Raw genomic sequence first — 15587 nt, forward strand, 5'->3', positions numbered from 1 at the left:
TCTAAATGAAATTGAGAACGACCGCCGCAAGAAGGATGTAGCGTCCGGTCTTGGCGATCGCCACGAGGAGAAAGAAGCTCCAGAAGGGTTCGCGCAGCACGCCTGCGGCAACCGTCAGCGGATCGCCGACGAAGGGCGCCCAGCTCATCAACAGGCTCCAGCGCCCGTATTTGTGATACCAGCGCGAGGCGCGTTCCAGCTGTCGGTGTTTGACCGGAAACCAGCGCCGGTCGCTGAATTTCTCAACGGCCCGGCCGAGCAGCCAGTTCACCACCGATCCGAGCGTGTTGCCGACGCTGGCAACGATCACAAGCGTCACCGGCGAATAGGTTCCGGCGAGCAACAGGCCGCCGAGAAGCGCTTCCGACTGCGCCGGAAACACCGTCGCCGCCAGAAAGGAAACCAGGAACAGGCCGAGCAGCCCCAGACCTTCCAGCATGACCGATGAACTCCCGCGCGTGTTCCTCACGCATAGCGCAGGAAGACAAGATCTGGAAAGGGACGGCGACGATTATTGGAAACCGGACGGAAACAAGGCCGTCCAGCAGTGCGCCGAATTGGCCTGCGGCGTGAACAGGTGATCGAGACTGGCCAGAACGCAGTCCGCGGCCGTAAAGTCGTCTTCTGCGGTATAGATCCCCGGCGTGATGACGGTTGGAATGCCAAGTCCCTTTGCCGCCTTCAGGCCGTTGGCCGAATCCTCGAAAGCGATTGCATCGGCCGCATTGAGACCCAGGTCTTCAAGGACGAGCCGGTAAACCTCAGGGTCCGGCTTCTTGACGCTGACGTCCTCTCCTGTGCGCACGGAGTGGAAACGATTGAGCGTGTCCGCACCCAAAGTCGCGCGGAAAAGACAGTCGACATTGCTCCGGCTGGTGGTCGTCGCGATGCCCAGCGCCAACCCCTGTTTCAGCGCCCGCCCGATCAGACGCTCGACACCGTCGCGTAGCGCAATCGCGCTCTCAGTCATGGCGTCCTTGTAGAAACCGGTCTTCGCCTTGTGGAGCGCGACCGCGTCGATTCCAGGCGTTCCGGTTTCCTCGGCATAAGCCAGAATCCGTTCCCGTCCGCCGGTGACCTTCAACAGACGGCCATAGACCGTCCGGCTCTAGAACCAGGAAATTCCGGCATCCGCGAAAGCCCGGTTGAAGGCGAAGCGGTGCAGCTCTTCGGTTTCCGCCAGGGTGCCGTCCACATCGAAAATCAGCGCCTGCACCGGCATGTCAGGCTGGCTCTTTCAGCTTCTCGATGGCAGCGGGAAGCTGGCGCAGGCTGTCGATGACCACGTCGGCACCCAGTTCCTCGACCGGAACGGTCGTATAGCCGCCGCGAACGGCAACGGAGACCATGCCGGCGGCAACGGCTGCACCGATATCCGCCGGACTGTCGCCGACCATAAGCGCCCGCGAGGCATGCAGGTCCATTTCCGCGACCGCGTGCAGCAGCATGTCCGGCGCGGGCTTGCGTGCAGGTCCGGTATCGCCGCCGACCACGCAATTGACGATAGCGCCCAGGCCGAAATGGTCCAGGATACGCCGGGAAAAGGCTTCAGGTTTGTTGGTGACGACGGCGATCCTGATGCCCGCAACAGAATAGGCGCGCAGCATGTCTTCGGCGCCATCCAGAAGGATCGTCTCTTCGGTCAGATGATCCTTGTAGATGTCCATCATGCGGGCGGTCATATCAGTCAGTCTATCGCCTTCAAGATCGATCCCGCGCGCCTTGAAGGCCCGTTCCACGAGCTTCGCCATGCCGTTGCCGATCATGGCTCGAACCTCATCGACCGTGAGCGGTGGAAGGCTTTCCTTAGCCAGCAAAATATTGACCGATGTGGCGATGTCGGCAACCGAATCGATCAGAGTTCCATCCAGATCGAACAGCATTGCCTGGGGCCAGCCGCAGCGATCTCCCGAGGTTCCGAAAACCTTATTCACGCAGTTTCCTTCCATTTGATGGAGCAGCCCATGGAGGGGATCTGTTCCCGCGGGCCTTCTCCCGTCTCTACCACCTGTTTCATCGCCTCGAAAAGGTCCCGGCGCAGATCGGCCGGGCCGGCCCCTTTGCGGGAGGCATCGAGCCGCCCCCGGTACTGCAGTTCGAGATCCGCATTGAAGCCGAAGAAGTCCGGCGTACACACCGCATCATAGGCGCGCGCCACCGACTGGTCTTCGTCATAGAGATAGGGAAACGGAAAATTCTCTTCCTCGGCGACCTTGCGCATATTCTCGAAGCTGTCGCGCGGATAGGTATCAGCATCGTTTGAACTGATTGCGACAACGCCGACGCCCATGGCAGTCAAGTCGCGCGCATCCCGGATGATCCGGTCGCGCACGGCAAGCACATAGGGACAGTGATTGCAGATGAACATGATCAGGGTGCCTTTCGCCCCCCTGATATCGGACAGGCCCAGGACCCGCCCGTCGGTCGCCGGGAGTTTGAACTCCGGTGCTTTCCATCCGAAGTCGCAGACCGGTGGTATCGCTGCCATTGTTCAAGCTCCCTCTCATTCATCCATCAAGCGACCGCGCGCTGCCGAGCCTCCGCCAGAACGGAGCCAAGGGCGGCAATCAGCCGGTCGACGTTTTCCGCCTGCGCGGTCTGCCCCATGAGGCCGATGCGCCAGACCTTGCCGGCGAGCGAACCGAGCCCGGCGCCGATCTCAATATCATGATCCGCGAGCAGGCGGGAGCGGACGAAGGCTTCGTCCACATCGGCCGGCACCATGACCGGATTGAGCTGCGGCAGCCGGTGCCGCACTTCGACCAGCAACTCCAGACCGAGGTCTTCCAGGCCCTTCGCCAACCGGTCGTGCATGGCGCGGTGGCGGGCCCAGCTTGCCTCCAGCCCTTCCACCTTGAGATCGGCAAGGCCCTGGTGGAGGCCGTAGATCGCATTGACCGGCGCGGTGTGGTGATAGGAACGCCCGCCCTCGCCGGACCAGTAGCCGAGCACCAGGTTCAGGTCGCAGAACCAGGACTGGACCTTACGCCTGCGGTTCTTGATAACTTCGACCGCCTTGTCGGAGAAGGTGATCGGCGCCAGGCCGGGGGGAACCGAGAGGCACTTCTGGGTGCCGGAATAAACGACGTCGGCGCCCCAGTCGTCGACGGCGACGGGAATACCGCCCAGGCCGGTGACCGTATCGACCACGCTCAGCATGCCGGCCTCGCGGGCGATCCGGCACAGCTCCGCTGCATCGGATTCGACACCGGTGGAGGTTTCGGCATGGACGAAGGCGAGCAGCTTGGCGTGCGGGTTGGCCTTGACCGCGTGAGCCACGGTTTCATTGCAGATGGGCTTGCCCCATTCGAACGAGAGCAGCATGACGGTGGCACCGGCCCGCTCGGCGATTTCCGCCATGCGGCCGCCGAAGACCCCGTTCTGGGCGATGATCGCCATATCGCCCGGCTCCAGCAGATTGACGAGAGCCGCTTCCATGGCAAGCGATGCGGGTGCCGAGACCGGGAAGGTCATGGCGTTCTTCGTCCGGAACGCATAACGGAGCAGGTCCTTCACCTCTTCCATCATGGTCTGGAAGACCGGATCCAGATGACCGATCGTCGGCTGCGCGAGGGCGGACAGGACGTCAGAAGAAACATTCGAAGGGCCAGGCCCCATCAGCAGTCGGGTCGGTATCAGCATGGTTTTCCTCCTTTTATGCCCGTCCGTTTAGTCCATTCAGGCCGCTTGTTCGAGGGCGCCATCCGCCGCAGTCCGGATCGCCGCGATGTTGGACCGGTAGGCAGCCTCCTCACCGCCCTTGAACACGGCCGATCCGGCAACAAGGACATTGGCGCCCGCGGCCGCGACCAGAGGCGCGGTTTCCGGCGTCACGCCGCCGTCGATCTCGATGTCGATCGGCCGGTCGCCAATCATCTCCTTGATCCGCCGGACCTTCTCCACCACCGACGGAATGAAGGCCTGACCGCCGAAGCCGGGGTTGACGGTCATCAGCAGCACCAGGTCCAGCCGGTCGAGAACGTATTCGATCACGTTCTCCGGTGTCGACGGATTGAGGGAGACGCCTGCCTTTTTGCCGAGATTGCGGATCGCCTGCAGCGACCGGTCGAGATGGGTCGTCGCCTCCGCATGCACGGTGATGATGTCGCAGCCGGCATCGGCAAAGGCTTCGATAAAGGGGTCGCAGGGCTCGATCATCAAGTGGCAGTCAAACACCTTGTCCGTCCGGTCCCGCACCGCCTTGATGATCTGGGGTCCGAAGGTGATGTTCGGAACGAAATGACCGTCCATGACATCGAGATGGATCCAGTCCGCGCCTGCGCGAACGACAGCCTCGATCTCGTCCCCGAGCCTGGAGAAATCCGCCGACAGCACGGACGGAGCGATAATGGTGTTGGATGTCATGGGTGTGACCCTCCCGATTGAAACCGTCTATTTCGTGAGATTGGCGAACAGGCTCGGCAGCTTTTCCGGCAGGCGCTCCACCTGGTCGACGATCGTGTAGTTGTTGGACCCGAAGATCCGCGAGACATAGCGATCCGCTTCCGGATCCAGGGTCAGGCAGTAGCTGGTAATCCCCATGCGCTGCAGCTCCGCCGTGGCTTTTTTTGCATCCATTCTCAGATACTGCGGATCGCGTTCGTCGATATCGGCAGGCTCGCCGTCGGTGACGATCAGCAGCAGCTTGTGCTGTTCGCTGCGTTGCGCGAGATGATGGGCGGCATGACGCATGGCCGCACCCATCCGGGTGGAAAGACCACCCTTCATACCCGCCAGCCGGCTTTTCACGTCCGCATCGAGGCGCTGGTCGAAATCCTTGAACCGGTAGTACTGGACATCGTGGCGGCCGTCGGAGGCAAAGCCGTGGATGGCGAAGGGGTCACCGATGCCGTTGATGGCACTGGCCAGCAGAGCCGAGGCATCGCGAGTCAGCTCCAGCACCGTCTTGTCCGCGCCGCGCACCGTTTCATTGGTGGATTCCGACAAGTCCAGCAGGATCACCACCGCCAGGTCGCGCCGGTTGATGACATTGCGCATGGTGATGCGCGGATCGGGCTGCATGCCGATCCGGCTCATGACGATGGCATCCACGGCGGCATTGATATCGAGTTCGTCGCCGTCCTCCAGACGCCGCTGCCGGGTGATGCCCTGCGGCCGCAACCGGTCGACGATCTGTTTGATCCGGTGGCTGATGCCCTTGTGGGCGGTCAACACGGCATCGATCGCCTCCGGGTCGCCGCGTCCCTGGCGGCGCTCGTAGACGGTGGCCCAGCTCGGACGGTTCAATTGGACCTTGTAGTCCCATTCCCCGTAATGGAACGGATCGGAGACAGGTTTCCTGCCTTCCATGTCGTTGTAGGAAACGCCTTCGTCTTCATAAGGGAAGAGCTCGGAGGACAGTACCCAGACTTCCTGGGCGTCGTCCCCGGCGGTTTCGACATCCACCTCGTTGATGAATTCCATCAGCCCGACATTGCGGCGAACCTGCCGCTGAAGGTCAGGCTGATACGCCGTGCTATCCGACCAGTCATAGTCGTCCATCGTCCAGACGAAGCGGTTGTCGTCGCGATAGGGAATGTTCAGCGTTTCCAGGATGCGCAGGCTCGGAACGGCGCGGCGCTCCGCCAGAAGATTGTAAAGCTCGACGCCCAGACCCCAGGAGAACATGGTTTCGCGCTCGTTGGCGCCAATGTTGATGTGAAACTGTTCGACCAGCGAATCGATCGCCAGGTCACCGGTCCTCACCCCCGGCTGCAGCAGGGATTTCGCCGTTTTCTCCAGGAGGTACATGGTGTCGTGTTCGTAGTGGCCTTTGGGCGACTGCGGCATCAGGGACCGAAACAGATCGCGCAAACCGGGGAACTGCCTGATGGCGCAATGCTCGACCCGGGCATCCTCCAGCATGCCGACGAAGAAGATCTGGGCGGGGCTGAGCGCCTGCTGGCTCAATCCCTTGTCGGAGGAGGTGATATGCGCGGCCATGTGGGCGCACATGGCCCGGTAGAGATCGAGGCCGCTGACGTCGCCCAGTTGATCGACCGCGTCGGGCAGATGCAGGGCGCCTTCCTCGATGAAGGGGCGGAACCCCGCATGGTCGGCGGCACTCGGGCGCAGAAAGAAATCGCGCGCCCAGAACGCCCTCAGATAGAAATTCAGCCGGCGCTGGGAATCGATGAAGAGCGTGCCCCGGCGCTCCTGTTTCAAGACGGCCCGGGAATCCTCGCTCACCAGACCGAAGTAGTCGGCTTGCTTGGGCAGATCGCGGCGGTAGGCCTCGGCGCCGAAATCGACCCAGCGGCGCAGGCCGGACAAGGTCAGCTTCGACAGCAATTCCTCCAGGACGCCGAACATCGGCCGCAGGCCGCGCGGTGCCCTGGCGGCCAGACGGTGCAGCAATTGCAGATAATCGCGCAGCAGATCGGCATCGCCGAACCGCCTTGCAGCCCCGGGCAGGGTCGAGATCATCAGCGTCAGGATTTCGCCCGACACCATGGAGGACAGTTTCAGCGTGGCGCCAACGACATCACGAATGACGTCCTCGCCGCATTCCTTGACCACCTGGGGCATCTCATCGAGATAGCTGACGAGCAGGTTCGGTCCCTTGCCCAGCGAAATCAGCGCCCGGGCGCCATCGAGATAGTCCTTGAGACCGGCCGGCGACATGAGACGAGCGGACTCGTGGAAGAGCCCTTCCAGGGTCTCCTCGAGTTCCGGAGCGGCCTTGACCAGCTCTTCCCGATAGTCGCCGAGATCGATCGTCATGCCGCCTGATCTTCGCTGCTGGAAAGTTTGGGAAAGAAGGTGCTGACCGCAGCCTGCAGGGTATCGCGCATGTCCAGATCGTCGGTGAGCGGTTCGACCAGCGCCATCTGGCAGGCCGCCTGGGCCGGGATCCCTTTCCCGATCAGCTGGCCGGCATAGACCAGCAGGCGGGTCGACATGCCCTCGTCCAGGCCGTGGCCCTTCAGGTTGCGCGACCGCTCGGCCACCTGGACCAGCCGTTCGGCGACCGATCGGTCGATACCCGCTTCATGGGCGACGATCTCGACCTCCACGGCGCTGGCGGGATAGTCGAACGACATGGCGCCGAAGCGCTGCTTGGTGGACTGCTTCAGGTCCTTCATCATCGACTGGTAGCCGGGGTTATAGGAGATCACCACCTGGAAATCTGGATGGGCATTGACCACCTCGCCCTTTTTCTCCAAGGGCAACTGACGCCTGTGGTCGGTCAGCGGGTGGATCACCACCGTGGTGTCCTGGCGGGCTTCGACCACCTCGTCGAGATAGCAGATGGCGCCGATGCGGGCGGCGATGGTGAGCGGGCCGTCCTGCCATTTCGTGCCGTTGATATCGAGCAGGAACCGGCCGATCAGGTCGGAGGCGGTCATGTCCTCGTTGCAGGCGACCGTGATCAGCGGCTTGTTCAGTTTCCAGGCCATGAACTCGACAAAGCGCGACTTGCCGCAACCGGTCGGCCCCTTGAGCATAACCGGCATGCGCACGTCATAGGCGGCGGAAAACTGTTCGATCTCGTTTCCGACCGGCCGGTAATAGGGTTCCGTCTCGATACGGAACTGCTTGGGATCGATGTCGCTCATGTTCAACACCCCTCTGGCGGTCAGCAAATGATTTGAAAGTCGGGAGGACGGGGCTGCGCACACCGCAGCCCCTTATCCGGATCAGGCCTTTATTTCGGCGCGGTGCACGACCATGGACGTGCCCTGGGTCTGCTTGAAGTTGTCGTAGCCGACCAGGCGGACGTGGTTGTCCGGGTTGGCCGTCTTGCAGAGCTCGACTTCCTGGAAGATGGCGTCGACGTCGGTCTCGCCGAACATGGGAAGCTTCCACATGTACCAGTAGTTGGAAGACGCGTTTTCCGGCTCGGTGTGTTCGATCGCCGGGTTCCAGCCCTTGGCCACGATGTATTCCACCTGCTTGCGCAGCTCTTCCGGCGTCAGCGGAGGCAGGTAGGAGAAGGTCCCCATCTTGCGGCTGTTGGGGTCCGACAGTCTCGAGCTGTAGTCGTGTACGTCACTCATGATTTGGTTCCTCGAAATTGGTCCTGGTTATCGTGTTCGCTGTCGGATCAGCGGTGGGCGACATCCAGTTTGTCGACGGTGTCGAACTCGAACTTGATCTCTTTCCATGTCTCCATGGCGATCTTCAGTTCGGGGCTGTGCTTGGCGGCGGCGGTCAGGATGTCCTTGCCTTCCTTTTCCAGCTCCCGGCCTTCGTTGCGCGCCTTGACGCAGGCCTCGACCGCGACGCGGTTGGCCGCCGCGCCGGCTGCGTTGCCCCACGGGTGACCGAGGGTGCCGCCGCCGAACTGCAGGCAGGCGTCGTCGCCGAAAATTGCGACCAATGCCGGCATGTGCCAGACGTGGATGCCGCCGGAGGCCACCGGCAGAACGCCTGGCATCTGGCCCCAGTCCTGGTCGAAGAAGATGCCGCGGGAGCGGTCTTCGGCGACGAACTTGTCACGCATCAGGTCGATCCAGCCGAGCGTTGCGGCGCGGTCGCCCTCAAGCTTGCCGACAACCGTGCCCGAGTGCAGATGGTCGCCGCCCAGCAGGCGGAGCATCTTTGCAAGGACGCGGAAGTTGATGCCGTGCTTAGGATGGCGGTCGATCACGCCGTGCATGGCGCGGTGGACGTGAAGCAGCATGCCGTTGTCCCGGCACCAGCGCGACAGGCTCGCCTGCGCGGCCCAGCCCAGCGTCAGGTAATCCGACATGATGATCGGCGTGCCGAGTTCCTTGGCGAATTCCGCGCGCTTGTACATCTCCTCGATGTTGGGGGCGGTGACATTGAGGTAGTGGCCCTTGCGCTCACCGGTTTCGGCCTCGGCCTTTTCGATGGCTTCCTGGCAGAATTCGAAGCGGTCGCGCCAGCGCATGAAGGGCTGCGAGTTGACGTTCTCGTCGTCCTTGGTGAAATCGAGGCCGCCACGCAGCGCCTCGTACACCGCACGGCCGTAGTTCTTGGCCGAGAGACCCAGCTTCGGCTTGATCGTACAGCCGAGGAACGGACGGCCGTATTTGTCGAGCTTGTCGCGTTCCACCTGGATGCCGTGGGGCGGGCCGTCACAGGTCGCCACGAACCAAAGCGGGAAGCGGATATCCTCAAGGCGCAGGGCGCGGACGGCCTTGAAGCCGAACACGTTGCCGACCAGCGAGGTGAAGACGTTGACGACCGAGCCTTCCTCGAACAGGCCCATCGGGTAGGCGATGAAGGCGTAGTAGCTCTCGTCGTCGCCGGGCACGTCCTCGATGGCGTAGGCGCGGCCCTTGTAATACTCCAGATCGGTCAAGAGATCGGTCCAGACCGTCGTCCAGGTGCCGGTGGAAGATTCGGCGGCCACAGCGGCCGCGGCTTCTTCGCGCGGCACGCCGGCCTGCGGCGTGATCTTGAAGCAGGCGAGGATGTCGCTGTCCTTGGGCGTGTAGTTCGGCTCCCAATAGGTCTCGCGATATTCCTTCACGCCTGCAGAGTATTTTCCGGACGGTTGATGAGCGTTCATGGTTCTATTCCCGTGGTTGTTCGTGCTTTTGGAAAAGGCCTGTATTCCTGCGACGGTCAGGCGGCCCGGGAAGTTGCGATCTGCGGATCGAGAGCGCCGCTGGCATAGCGTTTGGCCATCTCGTCCAGGGAAAGCGGCTTGATCTTTGAGGCGTTGCCGGCGGTGCCGAAGCGCTCGAAGCGATCGGCGCACAGGGCTTCCAGTTCATCCATCGCCGGGATGAGGAACTTGCGCGGATCGAATTCTGCCTTTTTCTCCTCGGCCACCTTGCGGAACTGGCCGGTCATGGCCATGCGGCAGTCGGTGTCGATATTGACCTTGCGCACACCGATCTTGATGCCGCGCTCGATCTCCTCAACCGGCACACCGTAGGTCTGGGGCATGTCGCCACCGTGGGAATTGATCAGGTCCTGAAGGTACTGCGGCACCGACGAGGAGCCGTGCATTACCAGGTGGGTGGAAGGTAGTTTTTGATGGATCGCCTCGATGGTCTTCATCGACAGGATCTCGCCGTCCGGCTTGCGGGAGAACTTGTAGGCGCCATGGGAGGTGCCGCAGGCGATCGCCAGCGCATCGCACCGGGTTGCCAGCACGAAGTCGACTGCCTGGTCCGGGTCGGTGAGCAGCTGGTCGTGGGAGAGCTTGCCGACCGCGCCGGAGCCGTCTTCCTCGCCGGCCTCGCCGGTTTCCAACGACCCCAGAACACCGAGTTCGCCTTCGACGCTGGCGCCGACCGCATGGGCGGCCTGGGTGACGCGTTTGGTGATGGCGACGTTGTAGTCGTAGGAGGCGGGCGTCTTCATGTCCTCCTCGAGCGAGCCGTCCATCATCACGCTGGTAAAGCCGTAGCGGATCGCCGACAGGCAGGTGGCTTCGTTGTTGCCGTGATCCTGATGCATGACGATCGGGATGTCCGGGTTCATCTCGGCGAGCGCCTCGACCATATGGCGCAGCATGATGTCGCCGGCGTAGGAGCGCGCACCGCGGCTCGCCTGCAGGATCACCGGAGCGTCGCAGGCCTTGGCCGCACGCAGGATGGCGAGGCCCTGTTCCATGTTGTTGATGTTGAAGGCCGGAACGCCGTAGTCGTTCTCGGCGGCGTGGTCCAGCAATTGCCGAAGCGTGATAAGCGCCATTTTCATGTCCTCCCGGTCAGGTTAGGTCAAATCAAGCGGATAGCAGTGATTTCGCAGCCGTCACGACCGCGGATGGAGTGATGTTGAAGTGTTCGTAGAGGTCCTCCGCCGGAGCGGAGGCGCCGAAGCCGTCCATGCCGACGAAGGCGCTCCAGCTGCCGAGCCAGCGGTGCCAGCCGTCGGCGACAGCCGCTTCCACGCCGACCCGCGGCGCAGCGCCGAGCACCTTTTCGCGGTAGGCGGCCGGCTGTTTCGCAAAGAGTTCGAAGCAAGGAGCGGAGACAACCGCTGCCTGGATGCCGTCTTCGGCAAGCAGGTCGGCGGCGTCCAGCGCCAGCGAGACTTCCGAGCCGGTGGCAATCAGGGTGACGTCGCGCCGGTCCGGATCGCGCAAGAGGTAGGCGCCGCGGGCGGTCAGGTTTTCGGACGACCGTTCCTTGCGCACCATCGGCAGGCCCTGCCGCGACAGGCAGAGCATGGTCGGCGTCGCTTGCGAAGCCACGGCGATTTCCCAGGCTTCCGCCGTCTCCAGCGCATCGGCCGGACGGATGACGTTCAGGTTCGGCATGGAACGCAGACCCGCCAGCGTTTCGACCGGCTGATGAGTCGGCCCGTCTTCGCCCAGACCGATGGAATCATGGGTCATGACATAGGTGACCGGCTGTTCCATCAGCGCCGACAGGCGGATCGCCGGGCGGCAGTAATCGGCAAAGACCAGGAAGGTGCCGCCATAGGGCACGAAGCCACCGTGGAGCGAAATGCCGTTCATCACCGCGGCCATGCCGTGCTCGCGAATGCCGTAGTGGATGTAGTCGCCGCCGTAGTTGTCCCGGCTCACCGGCACCATGCCTTTGGTGCGGGTGTTGTTGGAGCCGGTCAGATCGGCCGAGCCGCCGATGGTGTTCGGCAGGGTCGCGTTGATCACCTCCAGTGCCATTTCGGAGGCCTTGCGGGTCGCGACCTTCGGAGCGTCAGCGAGCAGTTTGTCCTTGTAGGCGGTCATCGCCGTACCGAGAGCGTTCCCGTCCGGCAGGTCGAGCGACGCTTCGAATGCGTTCGCCTGCGCAGAGGCTTCCAGGCGTGCGGTCCATTCCGCCCGCCTTGCCGCGCCGCGCTCGGCGATGTTGCGCCATGCAGCGTAGACTTCGTCCGGAATTTCGAACGGAGGATGGGGCCAGTGCAGGGTTTCGCGGGCCGCGGCAATTTCCTCGGCGCCCAAAGGGGCCCCATGGGTTGCCGATGTGCCCTGCTTGTTGGGCGCGCCGAAGCCGATCACCGTCCGGCAGGCGATCATGGACGGCCGCTCATCCGCACGGGCCGCTTCGATGGCCTTGGCGATGGCGTCCTTGTCATGACCGTCGACGGATTGCACATGCCAGCCGGCGGCTTCGAACCGCTTCTTCTGGTCGGTGGAGGTGGACAGATCCGTCTTGCCGTCGATGGTGATCCGGTTGTCGTCCCAGAAGAGGATCAGCCGGCCCAGGCCGAGATGGCCTGCGAAGTCTATGGCCTCGTGGCTGATGCCTTCCATCAGGCAGCCGTCGCCGGCGATCACATAGGTGTAGTGATCGACGAGACCGTTGCCGAAGCGGGCGTTGTGCATGCGCTCCGCCAGCGCCATGCCGACGGCGGTGGAAATGCCCTGGCCGAGCGGACCGGTGGTCGTCTCGATGCCCTTGGCGTGACCGTATTCCGGATGGCCGGCGGTGCGCGATCCGAGCTGGCGGAAGTTCCTGACCTGCCCGATGTCCATGTCGTCGTAGCCGAGCAGGTGGTTGATCGCATAAATCAGCATCGACCCATGGCCTGCGGAAAGCACGAAACGGTCGCGGTCAGGCCAGGTGTGATCCGACGGATCGACGGTCATGAAGCGGCTGAACAGGACCGTGGCGACATCGGCAAGGCCCATGGGCGCGCCCGGATGGCCGGAGTTGGCCGCCTGGACCGCGTCCATGGCGAGCGCACGGACGGCATTGGCCATCAGGTCTTCGGAAGCGGTGATCTTGGCTTGCTGGTTCATCGGAATGTCCTCAGGCACGCTTGGATTCGTGGACTAGCCGATTGACCATCGGCGTGAAAATGAGCTGCATGGCCAGGTCGAGCTTGCCGCCCGGAATGACGATGGAATTTGCCCGCGTCATCCAGCTGTCGTGGATCATCGAGGTCAGATAGGGAAAGTCGATGCCGCGCGGGTTCTTGAAGCGGATCACCACCAGGCTTTCATCGGCTGTCGGGATCCAGCGGGCAATGAACGGATCGGAGGTATCGACCACCGGCACGCGCTGGAAGTTGACGTCCGTTTCGATGAACTGCGGGCAGATGCAATGCACATAGGCGTGCATCCGGCGCAGGATCGTGTCCGTGACCGCCTCGGTGGTATAGCCTCGGCTCGCCTTGTCCCGGTGGATCTTCTGGATCCATTCCAGATTGATCACCGGAACAACGCCGATCTTCAGGTCCGCCAGGGCGGCCAGGTTGACCTCGTCATTGACGACGGCGCCATGCAGCCCTTCATAAAAGAGAAGATCGGAACCGTCTTCGAACGGCGCCCACTCGGTGAAGTGTCCCGGCGCGACACCCCATTTTTCCGCTTCGGCCTCGTCGTGGACATAGTGCCGGGTCGCGCCGGTGCCGGTCTCCGAATAGCTGCGGAACACCTCCTCCAGCTTGTCGAGCACGTTGGCGTCATAGGAAAAGTGGCTGAAGGTCGCCTCGCCTGCTGCCTTGCGCTTGTCCAGCTCGGCCTTCATCGCCATGCGGTCATAGCGGTGGAAGGCGTCGCCCTCGATGGACACGGCATTGATGCCCTCGCGGCGGAAGATCTGGTCGAAGGTCGTCTTGACGGTGGTGGTGCCGGCCCCGGACGATCCCGTGACCGAAATGATCGGATGTTTCTTGGACATTGAAAATTTCCTTAGCCGCGAAAGAGACCGCGGGAACCGAAGAGGGCGGACACTTCCTGATCGGGCAGGTCGTAATAGGCCGCCACGCGGTCGACCTTGTCGGACGTCCCGAAGATCAGGGGGATGCGGCCGTGCAGGGTTTCCGCCGCCTGGGGCAGAAGCCGGTCCGGGCCTGTCGTCGCCTTGCCGCCGGCCTGTTCGACCAGCATGGCGATCGGGGCGCATTCGTAGACCATGCGCAGGCGGCCGTGTTCATAGCCGGGACGGGCATCAGCGGGATAGAGAAAGATCCCGCCCCGGCTCAGAATGCGATGGGTCTCCGCTACAAGGGAGGCGACCCAGCGCATATTGAAGTTCTTTGCCCTCGGCCCCTGATCGCCGGCCAGGCAGTCGTCGATATAGGCCCGGATCGGCTTGGACCAGTGCCGGTAGTTGGACGCATTGATGGCGAATTCGGTGGACTTCGCGGGAATGGTCAGAGCCGCATTGACCAGCTTGAACTCCCGGTCTTCCGGGTCGAGCACATAGTACAGGACGCCATCGCCGAATGTGACCATCAGCGCCGTCTGCGGGCCGTAAATGAAATAGCCTGCCGCGATCTGTTCGGTCGCCGGGCGCAGGAAGGAGGCTTCCGGCTCGCCCTTCGCCTCGTAGAGGGAAAAGATCGTTCCGATTGAGACGTTCACGTCGATGTTGGACGAGCCGTCGAGCGGGTCGATCGCCAGCGCCAATGCGCCGTCGTTATCGATTTGAAGAACGTCGTCGCGTTCTTCCGAGGCGTACCAGCGGACGCCGGACCCGGCCAGCGCGGCCACAAAGGCTTCGTCTGCGAGAACGTCGAGCGCCTTCTGGGTATCGCCGCCGAGGTTGCTGCCGACCTCCGCACCCAGTTCGCCGGCCAAAGGGCCGAGCGCTATTTTTCTGGAGAGATCGCGTGCGACCTTGCAAAGTGCATCCATCGGAGCCTGAAACCGCTCCGGCACGCCTTCCAGGGGCGTGTAGCCGGTCATTGTCATTGCCAAGGCCTCCCGTCCTTTCTTGTGACTGGCCTTGATATTCCCGATTTCGACTGTTAGGAAAATTTAAACTTTCGAAACTCGGATTAAATTTTTCTGAATGACACCGCTAAACGCCCTTACCTTCAAACAGTTGCGGGCTCTTGAGGCCGTCGCCTTTTACGGGTCGATAAGTAGTGCCGCGGAGTCGCTTGCGCTGACGCCGCCGGCCGTGCACAGCCAACTCAAGGCGCTGGACGAGACGTTCGGCTGCGCCATGTTGACCCGCAACAGCCACGGCACCTTCGAAGTCACGGCGGAAGGCGCCGTCCTGCTTGCAGCCTATCGGAAGGCTTCCGCAGCCCTCGGAAAGGCTGTCCAGACCATCGACAGCCTGAGACGGGGTCTTGCCGGCACGGTCATTCTCGGGGTGGTCAGCACGGGCAAGTATTTCGCCCCGTCGATCGTCGCCAGCCTGAAGAAGGACTTCCCCGATATCGAGGTCGTGCTGCAGATCGGCAACCGGGATTCCATCATTTCGGCACTGGATACGGGGCAGATCGACCTGGCCATCATGGGCCGCCCGCCGCGCCAGCCGGGCGTCGAAGCCTACAGCATCGGCGATCACCCCCACGTGCTGATCGCCAGTCCCGACCACCCGCTGACGAAGGTTCGCGAGGCGAGCGCGGATCAGGTGCTTGGCGAGCATTTTTTGATGCGCGAGCAAGGCTCCGGCACGCGGATCCTGTCCATGCGCTTCCTCGACCAGTTCGGCGAGGGACGGCCGTTCAGCTACACGGAAATGGATTCCAACGAGACCATCAAGCAGGCGGCCATCGCGGGTCTGGGCATTGCACTGATCTCGATCCACACGGCCACTGAAGAGCTGAAATCCGGCCGCCTCGCCCTGATCCACGCAAAGAACATTCCGATCGTCCGGCAATGGTTCGTGCTGCACCGGGCGGATGAAAAACCGACAGGCGCCGCGGAACGAATCCTGACCGCCATCCGCGCGCAAAGCAGCGGCCTTCTGCATCTCGACGAAATCCGGGAAATCCTGAAGAACTAGGCT

The 15587-nt window shown here is 62.7% G+C and carries 15 protein-coding genes; 1 reads left to right on the top strand and 14 read right to left on the bottom strand.

Annotated features, from left to right (window positions below; translation table 11 throughout):
* Position 1 precedes the first annotated feature (1 nt).
* The 14 genes from ACN0SO_RS24870 to ACN0SO_RS24935 all read right to left on the bottom strand — a co-directional run bounded on the left by ACN0SO_RS24870 (position 2) and on the right by ACN0SO_RS24935 (position 14536).
* The gene (locus ACN0SO_RS24870; protein ID WP_417682219.1) at positions 2 to 439 is read right to left on the bottom strand and encodes a YqaA family protein; all 438 of its coding nucleotides are present in this window, start codon (positions 437 to 439) and stop codon (positions 2 to 4) included.
* A 72-nt stretch (positions 440 to 511) separates the two neighbouring features.
* The gene (locus ACN0SO_RS24875; RefSeq protein WP_417682221.1) at positions 512 to 1084 is read right to left on the bottom strand and encodes an HAD-IA family hydrolase; all 573 of its coding nucleotides are present in this window, start codon (positions 1082 to 1084) and stop codon (positions 512 to 514) included.
* A gap of 139 nt (positions 1085 to 1223) precedes the next feature.
* Positions 1224 to 1934 (bottom strand): phosphoglycolate phosphatase, encoded by a 711-nt coding sequence (gene gph / locus ACN0SO_RS24880; RefSeq protein WP_417682223.1) that lies wholly within the window; start codon positions 1932 to 1934, stop codon positions 1224 to 1226.
* A complete protein-coding gene (locus ACN0SO_RS24885) occupies positions 1931 to 2488 on the bottom strand; it encodes a thioredoxin family protein (RefSeq protein ID WP_417682225.1) in 558 nt (185 codons plus the stop codon). Before ACN0SO_RS24885 ends, gph begins: the two co-directional genes overlap by 4 nt.
* A gap of 26 nt (positions 2489 to 2514) precedes the next feature.
* On the bottom strand, positions 2515 to 3642 hold the full coding sequence (locus ACN0SO_RS24890) for a pyridoxal-phosphate-dependent aminotransferase family protein (protein ID WP_417682227.1): 1128 nt from the start codon (positions 3640 to 3642) through the stop codon (positions 2515 to 2517).
* Positions 3643 to 3678: 36 nt separating this feature from the next.
* Positions 3679 to 4365 (bottom strand): ribulose-phosphate 3-epimerase, encoded by a 687-nt coding sequence (gene rpe / locus ACN0SO_RS24895; protein ID WP_417682229.1) that lies wholly within the window; start codon positions 4363 to 4365, stop codon positions 3679 to 3681.
* 27 nt (positions 4366 to 4392) lie between these two features.
* Positions 4393 to 6723, bottom strand: coding sequence for a nitric oxide reductase activation protein NorD (locus ACN0SO_RS24900; RefSeq protein WP_417682231.1), 2331 nt, complete (start codon positions 6721 to 6723; stop codon positions 4393 to 4395).
* On the bottom strand, positions 6720 to 7559 hold the full coding sequence (locus tag ACN0SO_RS24905; RefSeq protein WP_417682233.1) for a CbbQ/NirQ/NorQ/GpvN family protein: 840 nt from the start codon (positions 7557 to 7559) through the stop codon (positions 6720 to 6722). Before ACN0SO_RS24905 ends, ACN0SO_RS24900 begins: the two co-directional genes overlap by 4 nt.
* Positions 7560 to 7640: 81 nt before the next feature.
* Positions 7641 to 8000, bottom strand: coding sequence for a ribulose bisphosphate carboxylase small subunit (locus ACN0SO_RS24910; protein WP_190292538.1), 360 nt, complete (start codon positions 7998 to 8000; stop codon positions 7641 to 7643).
* Between the two features lie 47 nt (positions 8001 to 8047).
* Positions 8048 to 9481 carry a form I ribulose bisphosphate carboxylase large subunit gene (locus ACN0SO_RS24915; RefSeq protein ID WP_417682235.1) on the bottom strand — a complete coding sequence of 478 codons (1434 nt, stop codon included), beginning with the start codon at positions 9479 to 9481 and terminating at the stop codon, positions 8048 to 8050.
* Positions 9482 to 9537: 56 nt separating this feature from the next.
* A complete protein-coding gene (fba, locus tag ACN0SO_RS24920) occupies positions 9538 to 10617 on the bottom strand; it encodes a class II fructose-bisphosphate aldolase (RefSeq protein ID WP_417682236.1) in 1080 nt (359 codons plus the stop codon).
* A 31-nt stretch (positions 10618 to 10648) separates the two neighbouring features.
* Positions 10649 to 12637: a transketolase gene (tkt, locus tag ACN0SO_RS24925; protein ID WP_417682238.1), complete on the bottom strand. Its 1989-nt coding sequence runs from the start codon at positions 12635 to 12637 to the stop codon at positions 10649 to 10651.
* A 10-nt stretch (positions 12638 to 12647) separates the two neighbouring features.
* Complete coding sequence (locus ACN0SO_RS24930; RefSeq protein ID WP_417682240.1) at positions 12648 to 13520, bottom strand: phosphoribulokinase; 873 nt, start codon at positions 13518 to 13520, stop codon at positions 12648 to 12650.
* A gap of 11 nt (positions 13521 to 13531) precedes the next feature.
* A complete protein-coding gene (locus ACN0SO_RS24935) occupies positions 13532 to 14536 on the bottom strand; it encodes a class 1 fructose-bisphosphatase (protein WP_417682241.1) in 1005 nt (334 codons plus the stop codon).
* Positions 14537 to 14636: 100 nt separating this feature from the next.
* On the opposite strand from ACN0SO_RS24935, the gene ACN0SO_RS24940 reads away from it, so the two are divergent.
* A complete protein-coding gene (locus tag ACN0SO_RS24940; protein ID WP_417682243.1) occupies positions 14637 to 15584 on the top strand; it encodes a LysR family transcriptional regulator in 948 nt (315 codons plus the stop codon).
* The last annotated feature ends 3 nt before the right edge of the window (positions 15585 to 15587 follow it).

The organism is Roseibium sp. (assembly GCF_048260565.1).
In the GTDB taxonomy this organism is placed as follows: domain Bacteria; phylum Pseudomonadota; class Alphaproteobacteria; order Rhizobiales; family Stappiaceae; genus Roseibium.

Coding starts and splice junctions, on each gene's coding strand:
- ACN0SO_RS24915 (WP_417682235.1), bottom strand. CDS start 9,481: ATGAACGCTCATCAACCGTCCGGAAAATACTCTGCAGGCGTGAAGGAA.
- ACN0SO_RS24870 (WP_417682219.1), bottom strand. CDS start 439: ATGCTGGAAGGTCTGGGGCTGCTCGGCCTGTTCCTGGTTTCCTTTCTG.
- rpe (WP_417682229.1), bottom strand. CDS start 4,365: ATGACATCCAACACCATTATCGCTCCGTCCGTGCTGTCGGCGGATTTC.
- ACN0SO_RS24930 (WP_417682240.1), bottom strand. CDS start 13,520: ATGTCCAAGAAACATCCGATCATTTCGGTCACGGGATCGTCCGGGGCC.
- tkt (WP_417682238.1), bottom strand. CDS start 12,637: ATGAACCAGCAAGCCAAGATCACCGCTTCCGAAGACCTGATGGCCAAT.
- ACN0SO_RS24900 (WP_417682231.1), bottom strand. CDS start 6,723: ATGACGATCGATCTCGGCGACTATCGGGAAGAGCTGGTCAAGGCCGCT.
- ACN0SO_RS24940 (WP_417682243.1), top strand. CDS start 14,637: ATGACACCGCTAAACGCCCTTACCTTCAAACAGTTGCGGGCTCTTGAG.
- ACN0SO_RS24910 (WP_190292538.1), bottom strand. CDS start 8,000: ATGAGTGACGTACACGACTACAGCTCGAGACTGTCGGACCCCAACAGC.
- ACN0SO_RS24935 (WP_417682241.1), bottom strand. CDS start 14,536: ATGACAATGACCGGCTACACGCCCCTGGAAGGCGTGCCGGAGCGGTTT.
- ACN0SO_RS24890 (WP_417682227.1), bottom strand. CDS start 3,642: ATGCTGATACCGACCCGACTGCTGATGGGGCCTGGCCCTTCGAATGTT.
- ACN0SO_RS24905 (WP_417682233.1), bottom strand. CDS start 7,559: ATGAGCGACATCGATCCCAAGCAGTTCCGTATCGAGACGGAACCCTAT.
- ACN0SO_RS24885 (WP_417682225.1), bottom strand. CDS start 2,488: ATGGCAGCGATACCACCGGTCTGCGACTTCGGATGGAAAGCACCGGAG.
- fba (WP_417682236.1), bottom strand. CDS start 10,617: ATGGCGCTTATCACGCTTCGGCAATTGCTGGACCACGCCGCCGAGAAC.